This is a genomic window from Mycobacterium sp. IS-3022 (genome assembly GCF_001500065.1).
Classification (GTDB): domain Bacteria; phylum Actinomycetota; class Actinomycetes; order Mycobacteriales; family Mycobacteriaceae; genus Mycobacterium.
In genome coordinates this window covers 184764-206843 of record NZ_LQIN01000050.1, presented here as the reverse complement: position 1 = coordinate 206843, position 22080 = coordinate 184764, and the positions used below count along the sequence as shown (strand labels likewise).

At 66.8% G+C, this 22080-nt stretch carries 25 protein-coding genes; 17 read left to right on the top strand and 8 right to left on the bottom strand.

Annotated features, from left to right (window positions below; translation table 11 throughout):
- Positions 1 to 6 precede the first annotated feature (6 nt).
- Entirely contained in the window at positions 7 to 774 is a 768-nt protein-coding gene (locus AU188_RS23725; RefSeq protein ID WP_059165911.1) for an HAD family hydrolase, read from the top strand.
- Here the strand turns inward: AU188_RS23725 and AU188_RS23720 are convergent.
- The gene (locus AU188_RS23720) at positions 765 to 1286 is read right to left on the bottom strand and encodes a TetR/AcrR family transcriptional regulator (RefSeq protein WP_059165910.1); all 522 of its coding nucleotides are present in this window, start codon (positions 1284 to 1286) and stop codon (positions 765 to 767) included. The genes AU188_RS23725 and AU188_RS23720 overlap by 10 nt on opposite strands.
- Positions 1287 to 1338: 52 nt before the next feature.
- On the opposite strand from AU188_RS23720, the gene AU188_RS23715 reads away from it, so the two are divergent.
- From AU188_RS23715 to AU188_RS23695, 5 genes are all read left to right on the top strand, one after another.
- Entirely contained in the window at positions 1339 to 1683 is a 345-nt protein-coding gene (locus tag AU188_RS23715; protein ID WP_059165909.1) for a VOC family protein, read from the top strand.
- A gap of 122 nt (positions 1684 to 1805) precedes the next feature.
- The gene (locus tag AU188_RS23710) at positions 1806 to 2939 is read left to right on the top strand and encodes a nitronate monooxygenase (RefSeq protein WP_059102299.1); all 1134 of its coding nucleotides are present in this window, start codon (positions 1806 to 1808) and stop codon (positions 2937 to 2939) included.
- 89 nt (positions 2940 to 3028) lie between these two features.
- A complete protein-coding gene (locus AU188_RS23705; protein WP_059165908.1) occupies positions 3029 to 3361 on the top strand; it encodes a DUF6766 family protein in 333 nt (110 codons plus the stop codon).
- A gap of 110 nt (positions 3362 to 3471) precedes the next feature.
- Positions 3472 to 4053, top strand: coding sequence for a TetR/AcrR family transcriptional regulator (locus AU188_RS23700; RefSeq protein ID WP_059165907.1), 582 nt, complete (start codon positions 3472 to 3474; stop codon positions 4051 to 4053).
- Positions 4050 to 6320, top strand: coding sequence for a molybdopterin-dependent oxidoreductase (locus AU188_RS23695; protein WP_059165906.1), 2271 nt, complete (start codon positions 4050 to 4052; stop codon positions 6318 to 6320). The genes AU188_RS23700 and AU188_RS23695 overlap by 4 nt, the downstream gene beginning before the upstream one ends.
- Positions 6321 to 6357: 37 nt before the next feature.
- Here the strand turns inward: AU188_RS23695 and AU188_RS23690 are convergent, their stop codons facing one another.
- The gene (locus tag AU188_RS23690) at positions 6358 to 6951 is read right to left on the bottom strand and encodes a hypothetical protein (RefSeq protein ID WP_156426798.1); all 594 of its coding nucleotides are present in this window, start codon (positions 6949 to 6951) and stop codon (positions 6358 to 6360) included.
- Between the two features lie 248 nt (positions 6952 to 7199).
- Between AU188_RS23690 and AU188_RS23685 the strand changes: the two genes are divergently transcribed.
- Positions 7200 to 8444, top strand: coding sequence for a cytochrome P450 (locus AU188_RS23685; protein ID WP_059165905.1), 1245 nt, complete (start codon positions 7200 to 7202; stop codon positions 8442 to 8444).
- On the opposite strand, the gene AU188_RS23680 is transcribed toward AU188_RS23685, so the two are convergent.
- Positions 8445 to 8735: a hypothetical protein gene (locus tag AU188_RS23680; protein ID WP_059165904.1), complete on the bottom strand. Its 291-nt coding sequence runs from the start codon at positions 8733 to 8735 to the stop codon at positions 8445 to 8447.
- Positions 8736 to 8846: 111 nt separating this feature from the next.
- Here AU188_RS23680 and AU188_RS23675 point away from each other — a divergent pair, with 111 nt between their 5' ends.
- The 5 genes from AU188_RS23675 (at position 8847) to AU188_RS23655 (ending at position 11945) form a co-directional block, all read left to right on the top strand.
- Complete coding sequence (locus AU188_RS23675; RefSeq protein ID WP_059165903.1) at positions 8847 to 9623, top strand: helix-turn-helix domain-containing protein; 777 nt, start codon at positions 8847 to 8849, stop codon at positions 9621 to 9623.
- A gap of 72 nt (positions 9624 to 9695) precedes the next feature.
- Positions 9696 to 10115, top strand: coding sequence for a lipoprotein LpqH (locus AU188_RS23670; protein WP_059165902.1), 420 nt, complete (start codon positions 9696 to 9698; stop codon positions 10113 to 10115).
- Between the two features lie 7 nt (positions 10116 to 10122).
- Positions 10123 to 10497: a nuclear transport factor 2 family protein gene (locus tag AU188_RS23665; RefSeq protein WP_059165901.1), complete on the top strand. Its 375-nt coding sequence runs from the start codon at positions 10123 to 10125 to the stop codon at positions 10495 to 10497.
- Positions 10498 to 10551: 54 nt separating this feature from the next.
- A complete protein-coding gene (locus AU188_RS23660) occupies positions 10552 to 11271 on the top strand; it encodes a FadR/GntR family transcriptional regulator (protein ID WP_059165900.1) in 720 nt (239 codons plus the stop codon).
- Complete coding sequence (locus tag AU188_RS23655; protein ID WP_059165899.1) at positions 11268 to 11945, top strand: sterol desaturase family protein; 678 nt, start codon at positions 11268 to 11270, stop codon at positions 11943 to 11945. Before AU188_RS23660 ends, AU188_RS23655 begins: the two co-directional genes overlap by 4 nt.
- Positions 11946 to 11958: 13 nt before the next feature.
- Here the strand turns inward: AU188_RS23655 and AU188_RS23650 are convergent, their stop codons facing one another.
- A complete protein-coding gene (locus AU188_RS23650; protein WP_059165898.1) occupies positions 11959 to 12711 on the bottom strand; it encodes a L,D-transpeptidase in 753 nt (250 codons plus the stop codon).
- 205 nt (positions 12712 to 12916) lie between these two features.
- Entirely contained in the window at positions 12917 to 14299 is a 1383-nt protein-coding gene (locus AU188_RS23645) for a DUF7159 family protein (protein WP_059165897.1), read from the bottom strand.
- 234 nt (positions 14300 to 14533) lie between these two features.
- Here AU188_RS23645 and AU188_RS23640 point away from each other — a divergent pair, with 234 nt between their 5' ends.
- Entirely contained in the window at positions 14534 to 16000 is a 1467-nt protein-coding gene (locus tag AU188_RS23640; RefSeq protein WP_059165896.1) for a peptide MFS transporter, read from the top strand.
- A 15-nt stretch (positions 16001 to 16015) separates the two neighbouring features.
- On the opposite strand, the gene AU188_RS23635 is transcribed toward AU188_RS23640, so the two are convergent.
- Positions 16016 to 16966 carry a threonine ammonia-lyase gene (locus AU188_RS23635; protein WP_059165895.1) on the bottom strand — a complete coding sequence of 317 codons (951 nt, stop codon included), beginning with the start codon at positions 16964 to 16966 and terminating at the stop codon, positions 16016 to 16018.
- Between the two features lie 57 nt (positions 16967 to 17023).
- Here AU188_RS23635 and AU188_RS23630 point away from each other — a divergent pair, with 57 nt between their 5' ends.
- The gene (locus AU188_RS23630) at positions 17024 to 17401 is read left to right on the top strand and encodes a thiol-disulfide oxidoreductase DCC family protein (protein WP_059165894.1); all 378 of its coding nucleotides are present in this window, start codon (positions 17024 to 17026) and stop codon (positions 17399 to 17401) included.
- 45 nt (positions 17402 to 17446) lie between these two features.
- Here AU188_RS23630 and AU188_RS23625 read toward each other — a convergent pair whose 3' ends face one another.
- Positions 17447 to 18100 (bottom strand): TetR/AcrR family transcriptional regulator, encoded by a 654-nt coding sequence (locus AU188_RS23625; RefSeq protein WP_059165893.1) that lies wholly within the window; start codon positions 18098 to 18100, stop codon positions 17447 to 17449.
- Between the two features lie 61 nt (positions 18101 to 18161).
- On the opposite strand from AU188_RS23625, the gene AU188_RS23620 reads away from it, so the two are divergent.
- From AU188_RS23620 to AU188_RS23610, 3 genes are all read left to right on the top strand, one after another.
- Positions 18162 to 19001 (top strand): alpha/beta fold hydrolase, encoded by an 840-nt coding sequence (locus AU188_RS23620; RefSeq protein WP_059165892.1) that lies wholly within the window; start codon positions 18162 to 18164, stop codon positions 18999 to 19001.
- Between the two features lie 75 nt (positions 19002 to 19076).
- Positions 19077 to 20912, top strand: a complete 1836-nt coding sequence (locus AU188_RS23615; protein WP_059165891.1) for an MFS transporter — start codon at positions 19077 to 19079, stop codon at positions 20910 to 20912.
- Between the two features lie 56 nt (positions 20913 to 20968).
- Positions 20969 to 21148 (top strand): hypothetical protein, encoded by a 180-nt coding sequence (locus tag AU188_RS23610; RefSeq protein ID WP_286137648.1) that lies wholly within the window; start codon positions 20969 to 20971, stop codon positions 21146 to 21148.
- Here AU188_RS23610 and AU188_RS23605 read toward each other — a convergent pair.
- Positions 21145 to 22032 carry a cyclopropane mycolic acid synthase family methyltransferase gene (locus AU188_RS23605; RefSeq protein ID WP_059165889.1) on the bottom strand — a complete coding sequence of 296 codons (888 nt, stop codon included), beginning with the start codon at positions 22030 to 22032 and terminating at the stop codon, positions 21145 to 21147. The genes AU188_RS23610 and AU188_RS23605 overlap by 4 nt on opposite strands.
- Positions 22033 to 22080: the final 48 nt, after the last annotated feature.

Genomic DNA, 22080 nt, shown 5'->3' with positions numbered 1-22080 from the left:
CGCGCCATGCATGCGCAGCCCGCAGCACCCGACCCGATCGCCGAAATCGCCGCGAGCCCGGCCGGGCCGGAGGTGGGCGCATTCTTCGATCTCGACGGCACGCTTGTCGACGGATTCACCGCCACCGCGCACGCGGCCGACCGCATTCGGCGCAGACAGGCGCGCATCGGCGAAGTGCTCGGCGTCGTCGAGGCGTCGCTGCGGTACCGGCTGGGCCGCATGCAGTTCGAGCGGCTTCTGACCCGCGCGGCGGGCTACCTGCGCGGCGAGTCGCTGGCCGAACTCGACGAACTGGGCGAGCGCCTCTTCGTCGAGCGGATTGCTGCGCGCGTGTTCCCTTACATGCACGAGATCGTCCAAGCGCACCAGCAACGCGGTCACACGGTCGTGCTCAGCAGTTCGGCGCTGACCATCCACGCCGAACCGGTCGCCCGGTTCACCGGAATCGATCACGTTCTGTGCAACCATTTCGAGCTCGATGCGGCCGGACTGCTCACCGGCCGGATCGCCAAACCAGTCATCTGGGGACGCAACAAATCCACCGCGGTGCAGGTCTTCTGTGAGACCAATGGCGTTGCCTTGCAACGCAGTTACTTCTACGCCGACGGCGACGAGGACGCGGCGTTGATGGCGCTGGTCGGCAATCCGCGGCCGGTGAACCCACGCCCCGGCCTCGCCGCGATGGCTGCCCGGAACGGTTGGCCGGTGCTGCGGGTCGAGGGTTCGGGCGACCGCAGGCGGGTGTCGCTTCGAAGACTCATCGGCTACGACTGATTTGCGTCGATGCCGAATCGCGCGACCGCCCGACGTGCGGCCGGCACGCTGAAACCGTCGAGGGTGCACATGAGCGCCGCCCGCCAGGCCGCCAGCCATACCCGGGCCGCTGGGCCGCGCTGGTCGAGGACTTTGCGCACGGCGGCTTCGAGCAGGTCGTCCCGTGCGGGCGGCACCGGGGCGCCGACCAGACGAACGCGGCCGGTGTCGACGACGTAGTCGAAACCGACGAGCAGCGCCGCCCTCACGGCAACTTCGGGGGGATCCTCGGCCCGAGCGGCTAGCGCCCCTGCGATGCGGTCCAGCGTGCGTCGTTCAACCTCGAGCCGAACGACCTCGTACAGCCCGAGTTTCGTCTGGAAGTGGTGGTAGAGGGTGCCCGTCGTGACATCCGCCGTCTTGCAGAGTGCCACGACGTTCACATCGTCGAATGCCTCGGCGCTGAACGCGTCCATGGCCCGCAGGACAAGGCGGCCCTTCGGCGAGCTCTCGGTCGGGATCCACTCCGGCACCCGCCCATCATAATCGATTGTGTGCGTGCCATAATTCGATTACGGTACTGTCATGAGCACTCTCGGCTTCTTCTACCTTCCCGTTCCGGATCTGGCGCCGGCGCTTTCCTTCTACCGCGACACGCTGGGATGGCCGGAGGGATGGCGCGAAGGCGACCACACCGTGGCTCTGAACATGCCCGGCGTCGCCGCCCAGCTGATGATCGACGTCGACCCGGAGCGGGTGGGTCGGCCGGGGCCGATGCTCATGGTCGACGACGCGCGCAGCTGGATCGACGAGCGACGGGATGAACTGACGGTGTGGCTCGAACCGGTCGAGATTCCCGGTGGTTGGTGGGCGGGCTTCGAGGATCCCCATGGCAACGCTGTCTATGTGCTCGACCAGTCCAACGACTGAAGTCGAGGACCTCACGATGAGGGTCGTCGAATAGCCGTCGTACACCGTACTTGCGCCGACAGCGCCGCCGGGTACTAAACTAGAACACGTTTCAATTTGTGGCGGCCCATCAAGGAGCAGGCATGCGCACCCCCATCTGTGACGACCTCGGCATCGAGTACCCGATCTTCGCGTTCACCCACTGCCGCGACGTGGTCGTCGCCGTGAGCAAGGCCGGCGGTTTCGGCGTTCTCGGGGCCGTCGGCTATACCCCGGAGCAACTCGAGATCGAGCTGAAATGGATCGACGAGAACATCGGCGACCACCCGTACGGCGTCGACATCGTGATCCCCAACAAGTACGAGGGCATGGACGCCGCCGACCTGTCGCCCGAGGTGCTCAAGAAGACGCTCAACGACCTGGTGCCGCAGGAGCACATCGACTTCGCCAAGAAAGTCCTCGCCGATCACGGCGTGCCGGTCGAGCACAGCGACGACGACGCGCTGCAGCTGCTCGGCTGGACCGAGGCGACCGCGACCCCGCAGGTCGAGGTCGCGCTGCAGCACCCGAAGTGCACGCTGATCGCCAACGCGCTGGGCACTCCCCCCGCCGACATGATCAAGCACATCCACGACGAGGGTCGCAAGGTCGCCGCGCTGTGCGGATCGCCGTCGCAGGCCCGCAAGCACGCCGACGCCGGCGTGGACATCATCATCGCCCAGGGCGGCGAGGCCGGCGGCCACTGCGGTGAGGTCGGTTCGATCGTGCTGTGGCCGCAGGTCGTCAAGGAGGTCGCGCCGGTGCCCGTGCTCGCGGCCGGCGGGATCGGCAGCGGTGAGCAGATCGCCGCGGCCCTTGCGCTCGGCGCTCAGGGCGCCTGGACCGGTTCGCAGTGGGTGATGGTCGAGGAGTCGGAAAACACCCCGGTGCAGCACGCCGCCTACGTCAAGGCCAGCAGCCGCGACACCGTGCGCAGCCGGTCGTTCACCGGCAAGCCCGCGCGGATGCTGCGCAACGACTGGACCGAGGCGTGGGAGGATCCGAACAACCCCAAACCCCTCGGGATGCCGCTGCAGTACATGGTGTCGGGCATGGCCGTCGCCGCCACCCACAAGTACCCCAACGAATCCGTCGACGTGGCGTTCAACCCGATCGGTCAGGTCGTCGGCCAGTTCACCAAGGTCGAGAAGACCTCGACGGTGATCGAGCGCTGGGTGCAGGAGTATCTCGAGGCCACCGGACGGCTCGACGCGATCAACGAGGCCGCTTCGGTTTGATACGCGGCTCGGCCGCGGCGGTCTGATTCGCGGCTCGGCCGTCGGCGTTTCGCGGGTCGGCGTTCACGGTGGCGTGGTACGCCGTACCCATGACGCATATCAGGCGGTGGGGCGCGGTCTACATACTTCTACTGCTGTTCGCCGGGTCGTGGGCCGGTCAGTTCGTCACGCAGCTGGCCGAATTCACCAGCACCCAGCAACAGCACGGGCAGCCCTTCGAGTGGGGCGAGTACCTGCACCAGTTCTTCGCAAGCACTTTCGAGAACTGGCAGAGCGAGTGGCTGCAACTGATCTTCCAGGCGATTCTGTTGCTTGGGGCCAAGCACTGGCTGTTCAAGGTCGACGCCGAAGACCTGGAGCGTATCGAGGCCAAGATCGACGACATCAAGGACCGGCTGGGTCTGCCGACGCCCCCGCCCTGAACGGGTGATTTGGGTGTAGCTGGTTGCGCTGTCCGCAACTAAGTGCACCGAAATCGCTCCAAGTTATGTAAGGTGTCATACATAGCTGGATCGGCGGGAGGTTTCGGCGCATGGCCAGTCATCGCGAGCGGATGGTCGCTTCGGCGGCACTGCTGATCCGGGAACGCGGTGCGCACCCGACGGCGATCGCCGACGTACTCGCGCACAGTGGCGCGCCCCGCGGTTCGGCCTATCACTACTTCCCGGGCGGGCGCACTCAATTACTCTGCGAGGCAGTCGATCTTGCGGGCACGTACGTCGCATCACAAATCGAGGAGGCGGAAAGCGGCGTCGATGCGCTCGACCGGTTGGTGCTCGGTTTCCGAAAGCAGCTCATCAACAGCGAGTTTCGCGCCGGATGCCCGGTCGTCGCGGTGGCCGTCGAATCCGGCGCCAAGGGCGATCAACTCGCGCCGGTGGTCGACCGGGCCGCGGTCGCGTTCGCCCGGTGGAACACGCTGATCACCGACCGGCTGAGAGCCGACGGCGTCGACGCGGATCGCGCCGAGGAACTGGCGACGCTGGCCTTGACCGCCGTCGAGGGCGCGATCGTGGTCGCCCGTGCCGCCCGCGACGTGAAGCCACTCGACCTCGTGCACCGCCAACTTCGGGCGCTTCTCGAGACCGCGACGGAAAGTGAGGCCGAGCGATGAGCGATGATTGGCACCCCACCGCGTGCATCCTGTGCGAGTGCAACTGCGGCATCGTGGTGCAACTCGACGACCGCAAGCTGGCCAAGATCCGCGGCGACAAGGCGCATCCGGCGTCGCAGGGCTATACGTGCAACAAGGCTTTGCGCCTCGATCACTATCAGAACAACCGCGCTCGGCTGACATCTCCGATGCGGCGGAGGCCCGACGGCAGCTACGAGGAGATCGACTGGGACACCGCGATCGCCGAGGTGGCCGCGGGCTTCCGGCGCATCGCCGACGCCCACGGGGGCGACAAGATCTTCTACTACGGAGGCGGAGGACAGGGAAACCACCTCGGCGGCGCCTACAGCGGCGCGTTCCTCAAGGCGCTCGGCTCGCACTACCGGTCAAATGCGCTGGCCCAGGAGAAGACCGGTGAGGCGTGGGTAGACGCGCATCTCTACGGCGGCCATACCCGCGGCGAGTTCGAACACGCCGAGGTTTCGGTGTTCATCGGCAAGAACCCGTGGATGTCACAGAGTTTCCCGCGGGCTCGGACCGTGCTCAACGCGATCGCCAAGGACCCGGGCCGGTCGATGATCGTCATCGACCCCGTCGTGACCGACACCGCGAAGATGGCCGACTACCACTTGCGCGTGCGGCCGGGCACCGACGCGTGGGTCCTTGCTGCGTTGGCGGCGGTGCTGGTACAGGAAAACCTTTGCGACGAAGACTTTCTCGCCGAGCATGTGCACGGCGTCCAGCCGGTACGCGACGCCCTGTTGAAGGTGCCGATCGGCGCCTACGCGTTGCGATGCGGGGTCGACGAGGAACTCGTCCGCGCCGCCGCGCGGCGTATCGGGACCGCGGGCAGTGTCTCGGTCTTCGAGGATCTCGGCGTCCAACAGGCGCCCAACAGCACGCTGTGCTCCTATCTGAACAAGCTGCTGTGGATCCTCACCGGTAACTTCGCCAAGCGCGGCGGCCAGCACCTGCATTCGTCGTTCGGTCCGCTGTTCCGCCATACTCCCGACGTGGGCCGGACCCCGGTCACGGGTGCTCCGATCGTCGGCGGTTTGATCCCGAGCAACGTTGTCCCTCAAGAGATTTTCACTGACCACCCGGACCGGTTCCGGGCGATGATCGTCGAGAGCAGCAATCCCGCGCATTCGCTTGCCGACTCGGCCGCGTGCCGCGAGGCGTTCGCGTCCCTGGAACTGATGGTCGTCATCGACGTGGCGATGACCGAGACGGCGCGACTGGCGCACTACGTGTTGCCCGCCGCGAGCCAATACGAGAAGTGCGAGTGCACGTTCTTCAATCTCGAGTTCCCGCACAACACCTTTCATCTGCGTCAACCCCTACTGGAACCGCTCGACGGCACGCTGCCCGAACCCGAGATCTGGGCCAGGCTGATGCGCGCGCTGGACTTCGTCGACGACGCCGATCTGCAACCGCTGCGGGTGGCGGCGCGCGAAGGTCGGCAGGCCTACACGCAGGCATTCCTCCAGGCGGTCGGCACCAGTCCCACGTTGGCGAAGGTGCTGCCGTTCGTGCTCTACGAAACGCTGGGACCAACACTGCCAGAAGGACTTTCCGGTGCGGCAGCACTGTGGGGGCTGGCCCAGAAGGCCGCTATGAGCTATCCGGACGCAGTGCGACGGGCGGGTCACGCGGACGGAAACGCATTGTTCGACGCGATTCTCGAAGGCCGATCGGGTGTGACGTTCACCCTCCACGAGTACAGCGACGATTTCGCGCTGATCAGCCACCCGGACCACAAGATCGCGCTACACCTGCCCGAGATGCTCGACGAGATCCTGGCGTTGGAGGCGCAGCGCGCGCCCCTGGTCACCGCGGAGTTCCCGATCGTGCTGTCGGCCGGCGAACGGCGCGCCTACACCGCCAACGACATCTTCCGCGACCCGACATGGCGCAAACGTGACCGCGACGGCGCCTTGCGGGTCAGCGTCGAGGACGCCGAAGCGCTCGGCCTCGTCGACGGCGGCAGGGCCCGGATCACCACGGCGGCGGGTACCGGTGAGGCGAGCGTCGAGATCAGCGAAGCGATGCTGCCCGGACATGCGTCGCTGCCCAACGGCTTCGGGCTCGATTTCGTCGACGACGACGGCGTGGCCCACACCCCGGGAGTGGCGCCGAACTCACTGAGGTCCAGCGACTGGCGCGACGCATATGCCGGCACGCCCTGGCACAAACACGTGCCCGCCCGCATCGAGGCCGTCGAAGGTGAACTTGTGCGCGAAGACTTCGAGAAAACTCGCGCATGACCCCACGCTCGACCGTTCCGGTCGAGACGCCAGCGCGTTACGGCGCGGGCGCCGGTGCCGGTGGCGCGGGCGGAACGGGTGCGGGCGGAACGGGTGCGGGCGGCGAAGGCGCCGGCAGCCACGGCAGCGCGGGAGCGGGCGGCGGGGCCGCGGGTTCGGCCGGTGAGATCGGCACGTTCGGCCCCGGTGCCTCATCCGGATAGGGCGTGTTCATGGGGCGTTGCGCGAGCCCCATGATCAACGCTTCCTTGCCGCTGATCTCCTGGTTCTGCACGGCGTGCCACAGGTCCTTGAGATAGCTGACGTTCGGGCGCTCGTTGGGCTTCACGCTGGGGTCCAAGGTGGTTCCCGGCGGCAGCGACTCCGGACTCGGGAGATGGGAAACACCTTCGGTGGGCGCGGCCGGCGCGACATCGCCGGCGGTCGGCGCGACATCACCGGCGGCCGGCGCCGCATCGCCGGCAGGCGGGGCCGGAGCGGCGGCCGCCACCACGGGTGCGCCCGCCGCCGGTCGCGGAGGCGGCGGCGCGGGCGCCGCGGGATCAGCGAGGGCCTGCGGCGCGGTGACCAGCGCCGCGGCGATCCCCGCGCCCAGTAACGACAGATTCTTCGGGTCGAGCACGATCCTCACCGGGGCCCCCTTTCCGGGTTACCGTCCCGCGACGGCACTGGCGCGTCGACGGCGTCACTGTTGCTTCGAAGAGTGTCGCAGAATTGTTACAACAGTGCTCGCTGTGACGAAGCGGTCAATAACCCCACCGTGCGGAACACGTTTCACTTCGCTTTCCGTCGCACTTTCTCGAACCCGCCTCACCCTTCTCCAACTGTGGTGTAGCAATGCGATAGGGAACTAGACCACGTCATGTGAGGAAAGCATCGATGCCGACTCCCAACCTCCCGCCCGGATTCGATTTCACCGATCCCGACATCTACGCAGAGCGACTCCCCGTCGATGAGCTCGCCGAGATGCGGAAGGTGGCGCCCATCTGGTGGAACGAGCAGACGAAGGGCAACCTGGCCTTCGGTGACACCGGTTTTTGGGTGGTGACCAAGCACAAGGACGTCAAGGAGATCTCGCGGCGCAGCGACGTGTTCTCAAGCAACGCGAAGACTGCGCTGCCGAGGTACCGCGACGAGGCCGACCCTGCGTCACTGGAGGCCGGCAAGGTCGTCCTGCTGAACCAAGACGCACCGCACCACACCCATCTGCGCAAGATCATTTCGCGCGCGTTCACCCCCAGGGCCATCGAATCCCTGCGCGAGGAGCTGCGCGAGCGCGCGGCCAACATCGCCAAAACCGCTGCCGCCGAGGGTTCCGGCGACTTCGTCGAGCAGGTGTCGGCCGAGTTACCCCTGCAGGCGATCGCCGGGCTGATGGGCGTCCCGCAGGAGGACCGGATGAAGCTGTTCCACTGGTCCAATCAGATGGTCGGCGACCAGGACCCGGAATACAGCCGGAACGACCCGACGGCTGCATCGGTCGAGTTGATCACCTACGGCATGCAGATGGCCGCGGAGCGGACCAAGAATCCGGGCGACGATCTGGTGACCAAGCTGGTGCAGGCCGACGTCGAGGGGCACAAGCTCTCCGACGACGAGTTCGGCTTCTTCGTCATCCTGCTGGCGGTGGCGGGCAACGAGACGACGCGTAACTCCATCACCCAGGGCATGATGGCGTTCACCGACTTCCCCGACCAGTGGGAGTTGTTCAAACAACAACGACCCGCGACGGCCGCCGACGAGATCGTTCGGTGGGCCACCCCCGTCACCTCGTTCCAGCGCACCGCACTCGAGGACACCGAGTTGGCCGGAGTGACGATCAAGAAGGGCCAACGGGTGGTGATGTTCTACCGTTCGGCCAACTTCGACGAAGAGGTGTTCGACGACCCGTACACGTTCAACATCCTGCGAGATCCCAACCCGCACGTGGGTTTCGGCGGAACCGGTGCGCACTACTGCATCGGCGCGAACCTCGCCAGGATGACGATCGATCTGATCTTCAACGCGATCGCCGACGAGATGCCGAATCTGCGGCCACTGGCCAAGCCGGAGCGGCTACGGTCGGGCTGGCTCAACGGCATCAAGCACTGGCAGGTCGACTACACCGGCGCGGGCAAGGCGTAGTCAGTAGTCGATGATCGAGCGCCAGTACTCCTCGGGTATCTCGGCGTTCGAGCGCAGCACCATCGCCAGGCCGGTCGCCATGGCGATACCCAGCACGCCCAGCCACAGGCCGAAGAATCCGATGACCGCCCACAGCACGGTGGTCACCGTCGGCCACGGCGACAGCACCGCCAGCACCGGCGCGAAGAAGAAGCCGGCGCCGATGTACCAGGCGGACCCGGCGCGGTCGGAGATCAGCACGAAGCGCAGCCACCGCGGAATCGGTGTCGAAGCGGGCTTGACGGTCTCCATGTTTCCTTCCTCTGCTCGACGGACACCTCCGACATTGCTCCCGCGGGGTAATCGGCGCAATTACCTGGGACGTAGTGGTCGCGCCCGTCCTGCTGGGCGACACTGGCAGCCATGACCGCGGTGCGCGTGCAGACCCAGACGTTCGGGGCCTTGATGAAGGAGTGGCGTCGCCGACGCCGGCTCAGCCAACTCGACCTCGCCATCGCGGCCGAGGTGTCGCCCCGGCACGTCAGCTTCATCGAGACGGGCCGGTCGGCGCCGAGCCGGGCGATGGTGCTGCGGCTGGCCGACGTCCTCGACGTGCCGCGCCGTGAACAGAACCAGCTGCTGCTGGCGGCCGGCCTTGCCCCGGCGTATCCCGAGCGGTCGCTCGACGACCCTGAGATGGCCGCGGTTCGCGCGGGGATCGAGCGAGTCCTCGACGCGTACAACCCGTTTCCCTGCGTGGTGGTGGACCGGCGCTGGCACATCGTGCGGGCGAATTCGGGCGCCGGCCTGCTGCTCGACGGTGTCGCGTCAGAACTGCTCGAAGAGCCCAACGCGATGCGCATCGCCCTGCACCCCGACGGGATGGCACCTCGCATCCGCAACCTCGGCCAGTGGCGGCACCACCTCGTCGAGCGGCTGCACCGCGAGGTCGCCGTCAGTGGGTCGAATGAACTGACCGCGCTGCTTAGTGAAATCGATTCCTACCCAGGCGATTCCGACGGCTCACTGGACGTCGGCGGCGTCGCGGTGCCACTCGAGTTGTACACGCCGGACGGCAGGCTGATGACGTTCCTGTCCACCGTGACGACCTTCGGCACCGCGCTCGACCTGACCGCCGCCGAACTGTCCATCGAGGCGTTCCTGCCCGCCGACGAGGCGACTGCTGCCGCGTTGCGGTGAAACCGACCGTCGCCCCGGTAGTCCGACCGAACCGCGCATGTGTGGCCGCCGACACCAATAGAGTCTGACGACATGGACAACCGACTCGTCGCCGCGGCCGCCGTCATCCTCGTCGCCGGTGCCGCGGGCTGCTCGTCGCCACCCGCCGCGCTCGGCGGAACGACCGCGAAGGTAACCATCAACGGCGAGAGCACCGGCGGTCCCCACGCGGTGAGGTGTACGCAGACCGGATGGATGTGGACCATCGAGACTCCTGACGAGGACAAGGGTTTCACGGCCACCATCGGCACCGGAGACGTCGTCACCGCCGAATCGGTCACCTTCCAGGACCTCGGTGGCTTCACCGGAAACTTCTGGAAAGGCAACGTCGGCGAGGCCGAGGTGAAGGGCGAGGGTGGCACGTACACGATCACCGGATCGGCGGACGGCTCGTTCACCGACAACCCGAGCAACGCGGTCACCGCCACATTCCGCATCGAAGCCGACTGCTGAGCGCGCCGTGGTTCACGAGTTCCGCCGCGCGGTCGAAGCGGCCGATCTCGACGCCGTCATGGCCCTGTGCCGCGACGACGTCGTCTTCCGCAGCCCCGTGGTCTTCACGCCCTACGAGGGACGGGATGCGCTGCGGCAGATCCTCGCCGCCGTGATGGAGGTCTTCGACGATTTCCGGTATGTCCGCGAGATCGGAGCCGCCGACGCCCGCGACCATGCGCTCGTGTTCCGGGCGAAGGTCGGCGACAAGGAGATCGAGGGCTGCGATTTCATCCAGGTCGACGAGCACGGCGCCATCAGCGAGCTCACCGTCATGGTGCGTCCGCTGTCTGCGACGCTGACGCTGGCCGAGATGATGAAAGCACGACTCACCGGAACCTGATCGGCACTGGTAAGACCACTTGACCTCTGGCCTGCCGGATGGCAGGCTGGCCGCATGGCACTTCAACCGGTGAACCGTCGCTCAGTGCCCGAGGACGTTTTCGAGCAGATCGTCGCCGAGGTGCTCAGCGGCGAGATGCAGCCCGGTGAGTCGCTTCCCAGCGAGCGCAGGCTCGCCGAGGTGCTGGGGGTTTCCCGGCCCGCCGTTCGGGAGGCGCTCAAGCGGCTCACCGCCGCGGGGCTGGTGGAGGTGCGTCAGGGCGACGCGACCACGGTGCGCGACTTCCGGCGCCATGCGGGTCTGGATTTGTTGCCGCGCCTGCTCATTCGGGCCGGCGAACTCGACTTGTCCGTCGTGCGCAGCATTTTGGAGACGCGGCTGCACAACGGGCCCAAGGTCGCCGAACTGGCCGCCGAGCGGTGCGGTCGCCGCCTGGCCGAACCACTCGACCAAGCGTTGGCTGCCCTCGAGGCCGAAGATGATCCGGTCGAACGACAACGCCACGCGCTGACGTTCTGGGATCACATCGTCGATGGCGCCGACTCAATCGCGTTCCGGCTCATGTACAACACGTTGCGGGCCACCTACGAACCGGCGCTGCCCGCGCTGGCCACCGTGATGGCCGACGAGGTCGGCAGGCCGCTGGCATACCGGGAATTGGCCGACGCAATCACCGCTGGTGATCCGCCGCGGGCCCGAACGGCCGCCCAGAACCTACTCGAACCGGCGACGACGGCGCTTCTCGACGCCCTCGACAATCTGGAGGATCAGTGACGACCTCGACCACGCGTAATCCGCGCACCGATTTCACGCTCATCCATGCACAGCGCGAATTCTGGAAACACCCATCCCCCTGGATGATCGGCACCACTCTGGTCGCCGCGGTGGTGGCCCGGATCGCCGTCGGTGACTGGCAGGTCACCGACGCGATCGTCCCGGTGGTGATGCTGGCGCTGTTTCCGTTCTTCGAGTGGATCATCCACGTCTGCATCCTGCATTGGCGGCCGAAGCGGCTGGGCCCGTTGACGATCGACCCGCTGCTCGCCCGCGAGCATCGGGCGCACCACAGTCGCCCGCGTGACATCCCGCTGATCTTCATCCCGTGGAAGTCGCTGGCCACGTGGGTGTTGCCGCTGACGATCGCGATCGGACTGCTGGCGTTCCCCCAGCTGGGTATGGGCCTGACGTACCTGGTGTGCATCGGCACCCTCGGGTTGGCCTACGAGTGGACGCATTACCTGATCCACAGCGACTACAAGCCGAAAACCGCTCTCTACCGGGCGGTCTGGCGCAACCATCGGCACCACCACTTCAAGAACGAGCACTACTGGTTCACAGTGACCAGTTCCGGGACCGCTGACCGGGTGCTCGGCACCTGCCCCGATCCGGCCGCCGTGCAGAACTCACCGACCGCGAAAAACCTGCACGCCGAACGTCAGCCGGCGTGATTGCACCAGCTGCTCAGTACTGCACGATGACCGGGTCGCCGAGGCTCACGGTGTTGAAGTACCAGTCGGCGTTGTCCGGGCTGAGGTTGATGCATCCGTGGCTGACGTTTTCGTACCCCTGCGAACCCGTCGACCAGGGTGCACCGTGCACGTACACCCCTCCCCAGGTGATCCGGACCGCGTCGTAGACCGTGAGCTTGTACCCCTCCGGATCGTCCAAGGGGATACCGATGGTGCGCGAGTCCATGATGACCACACTCTGCTTCTCGAGAACCGTGAACGATCCGGTCGGCGTTGCGAACCCGTACTTGCCCATCGACGCGGGCATTTCGCGCGCCACCTCTCCGTCGATGCTCACGGTGAACGTATGGGCGCCGATGTCGGCGACGCTCACGACCGCGGCACCGGTCTGAAAGCTCGCCTTGGCATTGCCCGCCGACACCGTGATGGTCGAGTGTGCCGGCCAGAACTCTGCCGGATCCCATTGCAGCACATAATCGTTGACCCAGGTGAAGCTTCCTGGAGGAGATCCTTCGGGCATTGCAGGTGAGGAGATCTCGACGGTCCGCTCGGCGGCCGCCCGGTCACGGATAGCCCGGTCGAACGTCACCGTCACCGGATGCGCGACACCGACCGTCTGTCCAGCTGGTTGGATGCTGGCGACGTCGGTCGGCGTCGTGATGCCCGCAGCGCTGGTCGCGGTGGACCCTGCCAAGGTGAGCACCGCGAGGCTCGCCACCGCTAGCGCATTTCGAAGCTTCAGCACACTTCTATCCTAGTTTGTCTCGTGCAGTTACCTCGGCAACCGCAATTGGCGCCCGCCCGCGCATGTCTGCGCGCAGGCGGGCGTCGTCTTCACTGCCCTTATCGAATGTGCTGCTCAGATCGTTTCACCGGATGTCGAGTCGAGCGCCTGTGACGAATCGGGTGACCGCCAGCAACGCGCCGATGGCCGCCACGACCGCCTGCGGTCACTGAGGCGGCAGCAGTGGAGGTGGAGCGGGTGGGGGTGGCGGCGGCACCACGGGCTGCGGTGGCGGGGGCGGCGCTTCTGGCGCGGGAGGCGCGGCGGGCGGCACGGCGGCCGCGGGCGCCTGCTGAGGTGCGGGATCGTCGCCGCCGATATTGGAGAACCGGTCCCGGATCCGCTGCAGAAAACCTTTGCGCTCGGGCACCGGGGTGGGCTGGGCCGGCACCAGGCCCGGCGCCATCGACTCGGGCGGAAGCACCGGTGCGCCCGGCACGGTGACGACGGGTTCTTCGGGCGGTGCAACGGCCGGCGGCGGGTTTTCCGGCGCCTCGGGGATGTCGACGGCCGCGACGGGCGGTGCGGGGGGCAAGTCTGCGGGTGGAAGCGGAGTCACCACCGGAGGCGCGGGTGCGGGCACCGCCGCGGGCGCGGGTGCAGCGGCCGGACGAGGATCGGCGGCCGGACGAGGATCGGCGGCCGGACGTGGCTCGGCGGCCGCAGCCATATCGGGCGACGATTTGGCGGCCGGGCTGGGCTCGGTCGGCGTGGTGTCCTTCCCGGGCGCCACTTGCATGCTGATCGCGGCCGAAACCGACACCACGAACGTGACCGTGCCGGCGGCCAGCATGGCCAGTGGGCCGGCCTGCGTCGTGTGGCGTTGCCGGTGCTTCTGCGTGGGGTCGAGCGTTTGGTCGCCGGCGAAGGCGAACTCGCGGCTGTGGGCGGAGGCGAGCGCGGCGCCACGAGCCAACGCCAGCTCGGCCTCGGCAGGCGCGAAGACCGGTACCGCCAGCATCTTCTCCAGCCGGGGCATGAGCGCGTCGAGACCGCGACCCGACCCGACCAGGACCAGGGCCTCGGGCCGCCAGTCGGCCTTGGTGAACACGGCGCTCAGCCACCCGGTCAACGACCTCTCACTGTCGATCGAATGGTTGACCGCTGTCTGCACTGCGCCTTCGCGCGTGTTCACCACGAGCGCGATGGCGGTGTCGCGCTCGACGACGCACACCGCGGTGACATCGTTACCGATCATTTCGGCGAGACCCCAGGCCAACGCCTCCGACGCCTCCGACAACTGAACCGGCATGACGTTGTCGAACCCGCAGTGGCTCAAGGACCTGAGCAGTAGCGAGGCCTCGAGGTGGGCGTCGTCGCTCCACGTCACGCCGATCGCATGCAACCGGTGGCCGCGGTTGACGGCAATCGCCTCGGCGCGTAGCACCGCCGCCGCCGCCTCATCGGAGGTCTCGCGCGGCGAGGAGCGACGCGCGGGAAGAATCTCGATGGCATCGCGGTCGACGGTCGCGCCGTCGGCATCCTGTCCTTCGACGAGGACAAGGCCGACAGCGGAACGTGTCACCGACAGGCCCAGTACGGCGTCCACACACACCCCTTCGGACGTCCATCCACCGGGGGTGACCGTAACAGCAGGGCGCGCCGCCGGCTCCGCCGGGCAGCGGCGAGCGGGGCGGGTCACGCCGACCATCGTGTGAATCGAAATGTGCTGTGCCGCTTCAACCCCCTGTAAGCATCGGCTGTTCCCCTTTGCCCAGGGATTCGTTCGCAATCCCGTGTGATCGGGCCCGGGACGCATACTCCCGTGGCAGGGTGACATCCCATGGCAGCAGTCGAGCAGACGCAAGGCGCGCCCAGCAGCCGTACGGTATTCGGGCACCCGATCGGCCTGACCAATCTGTTCGGGGTGGAGTTGTGGGAGCGGTTCTCCTTCTACGGGATGCTGACGATTCTCGGCTACTACCTTTACTACTCGGCCACCGACGGCGGCCTGGATCTTCCCCAGAGCACGGCCACCGGCATCGTCGGCGCCTACGGCGGCCTGGTCTACCTCTCGACGGTGCTCGGCGGCTGGATCGCCGACCGAATACTCGGGATGGAGCGCACCGTGTTCTACGGCGGCGTGGTGGTGATGTTCGGCCACATCGCCCTCGCTGTCGTGCCGGGGCTGGCCGGCGTGGCCGCGGGTCTTGTACTGGTCGCGCTGGGTTCGGGCGCGTTGAAAGCCAATGCGTCCTCTCTGCTCGGCACGCTCTACGACAAGGGCGATCCCCGCTGCGACGGCGGATTCACGCTGTTCTATCTCGGGATCAACCTCGGCGCTTTCATCGGCCCGCTGATCACCGGGCTTCTGCAAACCCGCGTCGGCTTCCACTACGGATTCGGTGCGGCCGCCGTCGGCATGGCTCTTGGCCTGACGCAGTACGTCGTGTTCCGGCGGAACCTGGGCGACCACGGCCGTCACGTGCCCAACCCGCTGCCGCGCAGCGCAATCGGGCGAGCAGCCGGTGTGGCGATGACAGGCATCGTGGTCATCGTCGTGGTCTTCACGACCGGTGTGGTGAAGCTGTCGAATCTGTCGCAGGTCACGACCGGTGTCATCGTCGCGGCATCGGTGACCTACTTCGCGGTGATGCTCACCAGCGCGAAGGTCTCGGCCGTCGAACGGACCCGGGTGCGCGCGTTCATTCCGCTGTTCGTCGCCAATGCGGTGTTCTGGTCACTGTTCCAACAGATCTTCACCGTGCTCGCGGTCTACTCCGACGAGCGTATGAACTGGTCGATCTTCGGATGGACAGCGCCATCGAGTTGGATCGGGTCGATCGAGCCGGTCTGGATCATCGCGCTCTCACCACTTTTCGCGGTCCTGTGGACCCGGCTCGGCGATCGCGCTCCGACCACGCCCCGAAAGTTCGCGTACGGCGTCATCGGAATGGGGTTCGCGTTCCTGCTGTTTCTGCCGATGTCCGGCACCACCGGACGCGCGGTGCCCGCGCTGTTCGTCGTCGGCGTCATGGCAGTGTTCGCGGTCAGCGAGTTGCTACTGTCCCCGATCGGGCTCTCGGCCACCACAAAGCTTGCGCCCGAGGCGTTCCGCGCCCAGATGATGGCACTCTACTTCTTCTCGGTCGGCCTCGGCACCTCGATGTCGGGGGTGTTGGCCGGTTACTACGACCCCGCGCGCGAGTTCGCCTACTTCGGTGTCATCGGGGCGGTCGCGGTGGCGGCGGGCGTGACGGTGTTCACGCTGGCGCCGTGGATCAGTCGTCACATGGAAGGCGTGCACTGACGGGCGCGCCGGCGGTCATGTGCCCAGAATGTCTCGCAGCAGGGCAGGCTCGATGTTACCGCCGGACACGATGATCACGGTTCGGCCCGCGGGGCTGGCCCCCTTACGGTACGCGGCCAGCGTGACTGCCCCGCTGGGTTCGCTCACCAGGTGAGCGCGCTGAGCGAGTTCCACCACAGCCGAACGGATTTCGTCTTCAGTCACCGTGACGACGTCATCGAGCACATGACGTAGATGGGCGAAGGTCAGCTCGGAAGGTTGCGAGCGCAGGCCGTCGGCGATGGTGCGGTTGCGCGCTTCGATCGACCAGTCGACCCGATGACCGGCGCGCAAGCCCTCTGCGGTGTCGGCCGCGAGTTCGGGTTCCACGCCGATCACCCGGGCGTTGGGACACAACGCCTTCACCGCCGTGCCGATACCGGAGGCGAGGCCGCCGCCGCTGACCGGGACCAGCACCGTGTCGACCGTGGGCAGATCCTCGGCGATCTCGAGCCCGATCGTGCCCTGCCCGGCGATGATGTCGGGATGGTCGAAGGGCGGTATGAGTACACCGCCCGTCTCCTGGACCACCTCGGCGGCGACCCGCTCTCGTTGTCCCGCAGCGCACAACACCACCCGAGCCCCGTGGCTGCGGGTGGCCGCCACCTTCACGTTCGGCGTCTCCTCGGGCATCACGATGTGCGCGGGCACCGCGTACACCGCCGCCGCGTAGGCCACCGCCTGGGCGTGGTTTCCGCTCGAGTACGCGACCACTCCCCTGGTCCGCACGGACTCGTCAAGATGACCGATCGCGTTGAACGCCCCCCGCACCTTGAACGCCCCGATCGACTGCAGGCTCTCCGGTTTGACCCAGAGCGGCCGCTCTTCGTCGTCTGCCCACGGCGCCGGAATCAGCGGCGTGCGCAACACGAAGGCGCGGATGCGCGCGCCGGCCTGTTCGATGTCGTCGAGTGTGACCAGATCCACTCTGCCCAGTGTGCCTCCCGGTTGGGACGGCGCGGTGCTCGGGAGGACACTGGAGCCATGGCTGGAACCCTGTACTTCGACGGTAACTGCGGGATGTGTACCCGCGCGGTCTACACAATCGTGAGGTGGAACCGAACCGGGAACTTGCGCACGGAGACATTGCAGAGTTCCGACGCGCCGGAGCGCCTCGGGGTTCCGTCGTCGCGGATCGGCGAAGCCGCCCGCTGGCTTGACGATTCCGGCGATGTCTACGCCGGCGCCGAGGCGATGAACGCGGCGGTGTCGGCCGCGCTGGGAGTTCAGCTGCCCCTTCTGATCTACCGCATCCCCGGCATCCGCTCCCTACAAGACGCCGTGTACCGGTACGTCGCGGGCCATCGGTATCGCTTCCCCGGTACGACGCCGTACTGCGAGTCACATCCGGCCGCCTGCTGACACGATGCGTGTCGTGTCGATGCACCTGCGACTCACCGGAGAACCTCAGGGGCGCAACACCGCTCCATCGCTTCCGGCGATCCCGTCGAGCAGGCGGTCGCAGACGGCATCCATGTCGCGGCGCGCCTGCACCCGATCGGCCGCCCGCGATACATAAAGTGCGGCCTCGTCGAGCGCGCCCAGCAAGACGTGCGCCGTGGCGCGCAGCGGCTGTTCGGGTATGGCGCCCTCGGCGACGGCATGTGCGAGCATCCCCTCGATGACCCCGAGGCCGTACTTCATTCCCACCTCGCGCCAGCGCCCCCAGCCGAGCACCGCCGGGGCGTCGACCAAAACGATCTGCTGCACGTCGGGCTCGGCGCAGCCGTCGAGGAAAAGCCGAGCGCCGACCCGCATGGCTTCCAACGGATCCAATGGCTGCCGTGCGCTTATCTCACGCGCGATGTCGGCAACCATGCCGCATTCGATCTCTTCGTACACCGCTTCGAACAGGCCGGCCTTGTCGCGGAACTGGTGATAGAGCGCGCCGCGGGTGACGCCCGCGGCGGCAACGATGGCCTGGGTGGAGACCTCGGCGAAACCCTTGTCCGCGAACAGTTTCCGGGCGGCATCCATCAGGTGAGCGCGCGTTGCGGCGGTGCGCTCGGCCTGAGTGCGGCGGCCCCGTGAGCCCCCGGCGGCCCGGTCATTGACTTTCATACAACCTGCACGTAACTTTCATACCAAGTGTTTGTAAGTTGTCATGGGAAGGATAGCGAACATGCCCCGACTGGCGCTGGAACAGTCCACGATCGATTACCGCGTGTTGGGCCCGGAAGATTCGCCACATCCGCCGGTGGTCTTCGTGCACGGCATCCTCGTCGACAGCCGGCTCTGGGATCGCGTGGCCGATGGGCTTGCGCGGCAGGGCTACCGCTGTTATCTGCCCACCTGGCCGCTGGGTTCGCACACGATTCCGGTGAATCCCGGTGTGGAGCTGTCACCGCATGCGGTGGCCGGAATGGTCCGCGATTTCATTGCCGCGCTCGGGTTGTCGGATGTGACGCTGGTCGGCAACGACACCGGGGGCGGGCTGTGCCAGTTGGTCGTCGCCGACGATCCCGAGCGCATCGGACGGTTGGTGCTCACCAATTGCGATGCGTTCGAGAAATTTCCGCCGTTCCCCTTCAACGTCGTGTTCGCGATGCTGCGCGGGCCGATTTCGATCAAGGTGTTGTTCAATCTGATGAGGGTGACCGCGCTGCGTCATTCCCCGCTCGGCTTCGGCCTTCTGGCACACCCGGATCCCCAGTTGACCGCGTCATGGCTGGAGCCTGCCCGCACCGACGTGCGGATCCGCCGCGACTTGGCGAGTCTGCTGCGTGCGGTCGCCGGGATGGATCTGACGGATGTGGCCACGAGATTGCCCCGCTTCACCAAGCCGGTCACCCTGGTGTGGGGTCAGCGCGACCGCGCCTTCACACCGGCGCTCGGTAGGCGCCTGGCCGCACAGTTCCCGAATTCGACGCTGGTCGAGGTGCCCGAGTCCAGGACATTCGTGTCCCTTGACGCACCGGCGGCTGTGATCGACGCGATCTCGGAGCCGGTGTCGCTGCGCTGAGTCGAGCTCTTCCTGGGTGAACCGTCGCGAGCTGGGTACTCCCCTCACCGTCTGCCACGGTCGAGGAGGCTGCCGATGAGTCCTGGGGTGCAAACCGGCACGATCACCACGCAGGTCCCGGCTCGGCTGGATCGGCTGCCGTGGTCGCGGTTCCACTGGCGGGTGGTTGTCGGACTCGGCGGAGTCTGGATCCTCGACGGCCTCGAAGTCACCATGGTGGGCAACGTCGCTTCGCGACTGACCGAAAGCGGCAGCGGAATCGAGTTGACCGCAGGCGAAATCGGCATCGCCGCAGCGATCTACATCGCCGGCGCGTGCCTGGGCGCCTTGTTCTTCGGGCAGCTCACCGACAGGTTCGGCCGCAAGAACTTGTTTCTGCTCACCCTTGTGGTCTACCTGACGGCCACGGTCGCAACGGCTTTCGCGTTCGCGCCGTGGTACTTCTTCATAGCGCGGTTCTTCACCGGCGCCGGCATCGGCGGCGAATACGCCGCGATCAACTCCGCCATCGACGAGTTGATTCCCGCCCGCGTCCGTGGCCGCGTCGACCTGATCATCAACGGTTCCTACTGGCTCGGCGCGGCCGGTGGCGCCGCCGGTGCGCTGCTGCTGTTGAACACCTCGATCTTCCCGGCCAACATCGGATGGCGCATCGCGTTCGGCATCGGCGCATTGTTCGGTCTCGTCGTGCTCGTGGTTCGGCGCAACGTGCCGGAAAGCCCGCGCTGGCTGTTCATCCACGGCCGAGAAGACGACGCCGAACGCGTCGTTGGTGAGATCGAGCGTGAAGTGGAACGCGAGACCGGGCAGTCACTCGAAGAACCCGAGGGAACGCTGACCGTGCGACAACGCAAGACGATCTCGTTCCGGGAGATCGCCCGCGTCGCGTTCACGAAGTATCCGCGGAGGGCGGTGCTCGGGCTCGCGCTGTTCATCGGACAGGCGTTCCTGTACAACGCGTTCACGTTCAACCTCGGCACCCTGTTGAGCAACTTCTTCGACGTCGCATCCGGTGTCGTGCCGATGTTCTATGCGCTCTGGGCGTTGAGCAACTTCGCCGGTCCGATTCTGCTCGGCCGGTTCTTCGACACCGTCGGCCGAAAACCGATGATCGCGTTGGCATATCTGGGTTCGGCCGCGGTCGCGGTCGTGCTGACGGTGCTGTTCGTCTCCGAGGCGGCCGGGGTGTGGATGTTCATGGCCGTGCTCGGCGTGTGCTTCTTCCTTGCATCGTCGGGCGCCAGCGCGGCGTACCTCACCGTCAGCGAGATCTTTCCGATGGAGACGCGCGCTCTGGCGATCGCGTTCTTCTACGCGGTGGGAACCGCCGTCGGCGGCATCACCGGACCACTGTTGTTCGGCCAACTCATCGAGTCCGGCGACCGCGGACTCGTCGCGGTGTCGTTCCTGATCGGCGCGGCGGTGATGGCCGTCGGCGGAGTCGTCGAACTGGTGCTGGGCGTGAGGGCAGAAGGTCAGCGACTCGAGGACCTGGCGCTGCCGCTGACGACGGCCGACGAGGACGGCTCTGCGGATGTGCCCGCCGGCCGCGACGATGAGCGTGAGGCCCGGCAGGCCCGCATCGCCGAGCGCACACAGCGCCAGCGGGCGGCCCAGAACCGCGCCCGGCGCTACCGGCCCGGACCGTCTGCGGGGTGGTACGGGGCGTGGCGCGAACCGCCAACACCCGGTGCGCCGGAGTCGGCGCTCGACCACGAAATCGAAACCATCGCGCGGGCGGTGAGCGAGAACGAACCGATGTCGTTGCGTGAACTGCACAGGGCCGTCGGCGCGCGATACTGGGGTCCAGGCGAGTTCCGCAAGGCGATGCGGGAAGCGTTGGCGGAGAACCGGATCGCCCGCCATCCTCGCGGCCGGGTCGGCATGCCACCCGGGACGTCGTCGCAATGACGTTGGCATGCCGTGTATTCGGGCACGACCCGACGTTTCGGGTCGACGGTCACACCATGCGGTGGCGATGCGAACGCTGCGGCGAAGCGCAAGGCGCCAAGGATTACCCGACCGCGCAGGACGCAGCGCGGTACGCCGCCGCGTTCAACAAGCGCGATACCGACGACTTGGGCAAACGCGCGCCGCTACTCGGCTTGCTGCCGCTGCGGCTGTGGCGGACGCTGCGGCGCCGTTAGCTCTTGGTCAGGGTGAACTGACAGACGTCGGTGTAACCCTCGCGGAACAGGTCGGCGCACCCGGTCAGGTACTTCATGTACCGGTCGTAGACCTCTTGGGACTGAATCGCGATCGCCTCGTCCTTGTGCGCCTCGAGCGCCGCGCTCCAGTGGTCCAGGGTGCGCGCGTAGTGCAGCCGCAGGGGCTGCACGAGCCGGACGTTGAAGCCGGCCTTGGTTGCGTGGTTCTTGACCGTCACCGGTTGCGGGAGGTCGCCGCCGGGGAAGATCTCGTCCATGATGAACTTGAAGAAGCGGATCTTCGTCATCGTGACGGGCAGGCCGCGGGCGGCAAATTCGTCGTCATCGGGCTTGACGATGGTATGCAGCATCATCACGCCGTCGCTGGGTAGCGCCTCGTAGGCCATCTTGAAGAACTCGTCGTAACGGTCGCGGCCGAAGTGCTCGAACGCACCGATGGACACGATCCGGTCGACCGGCTCGTGGAACTGTTCCCAGCCCTGCAGCAAGACCCGCTTGCTGCGGGGGCTGTCGAGCGCGTCGAGCACCTTCTGGACATGAGCCTGCTGGTTCTTGCTCAGCGTCAGGCCGACGACGTTGACGTCGTAGCGCTGTACTGCGTGCTTGATCGTCGCGCCCCAGCCGCAGCCGACGTCGAGCAGCGTCATCCCGGGCTGAAGTCCGAGTTTGCCGAGCGACAGGTCGATCTTGGCGAGCTGCGCTTCCTCGAGCGTCATGTCGTCGCGCTCGAAGTAGGCGCAACTGTAGGTCTGGGTGGGGTCGAGGAACAGCCGGTAGAAGTCGTCGGACAGGTCGTAATGCGACTGCACGTCCTCGAAATGCGGCGTGAGATCCTGGGCGGTGTCGGTCGATTTTTCTGGCACGGTAAGCCTCTGGCGTCGGAAGTGGTCTGGTTCGAAGCTCCGCACGGT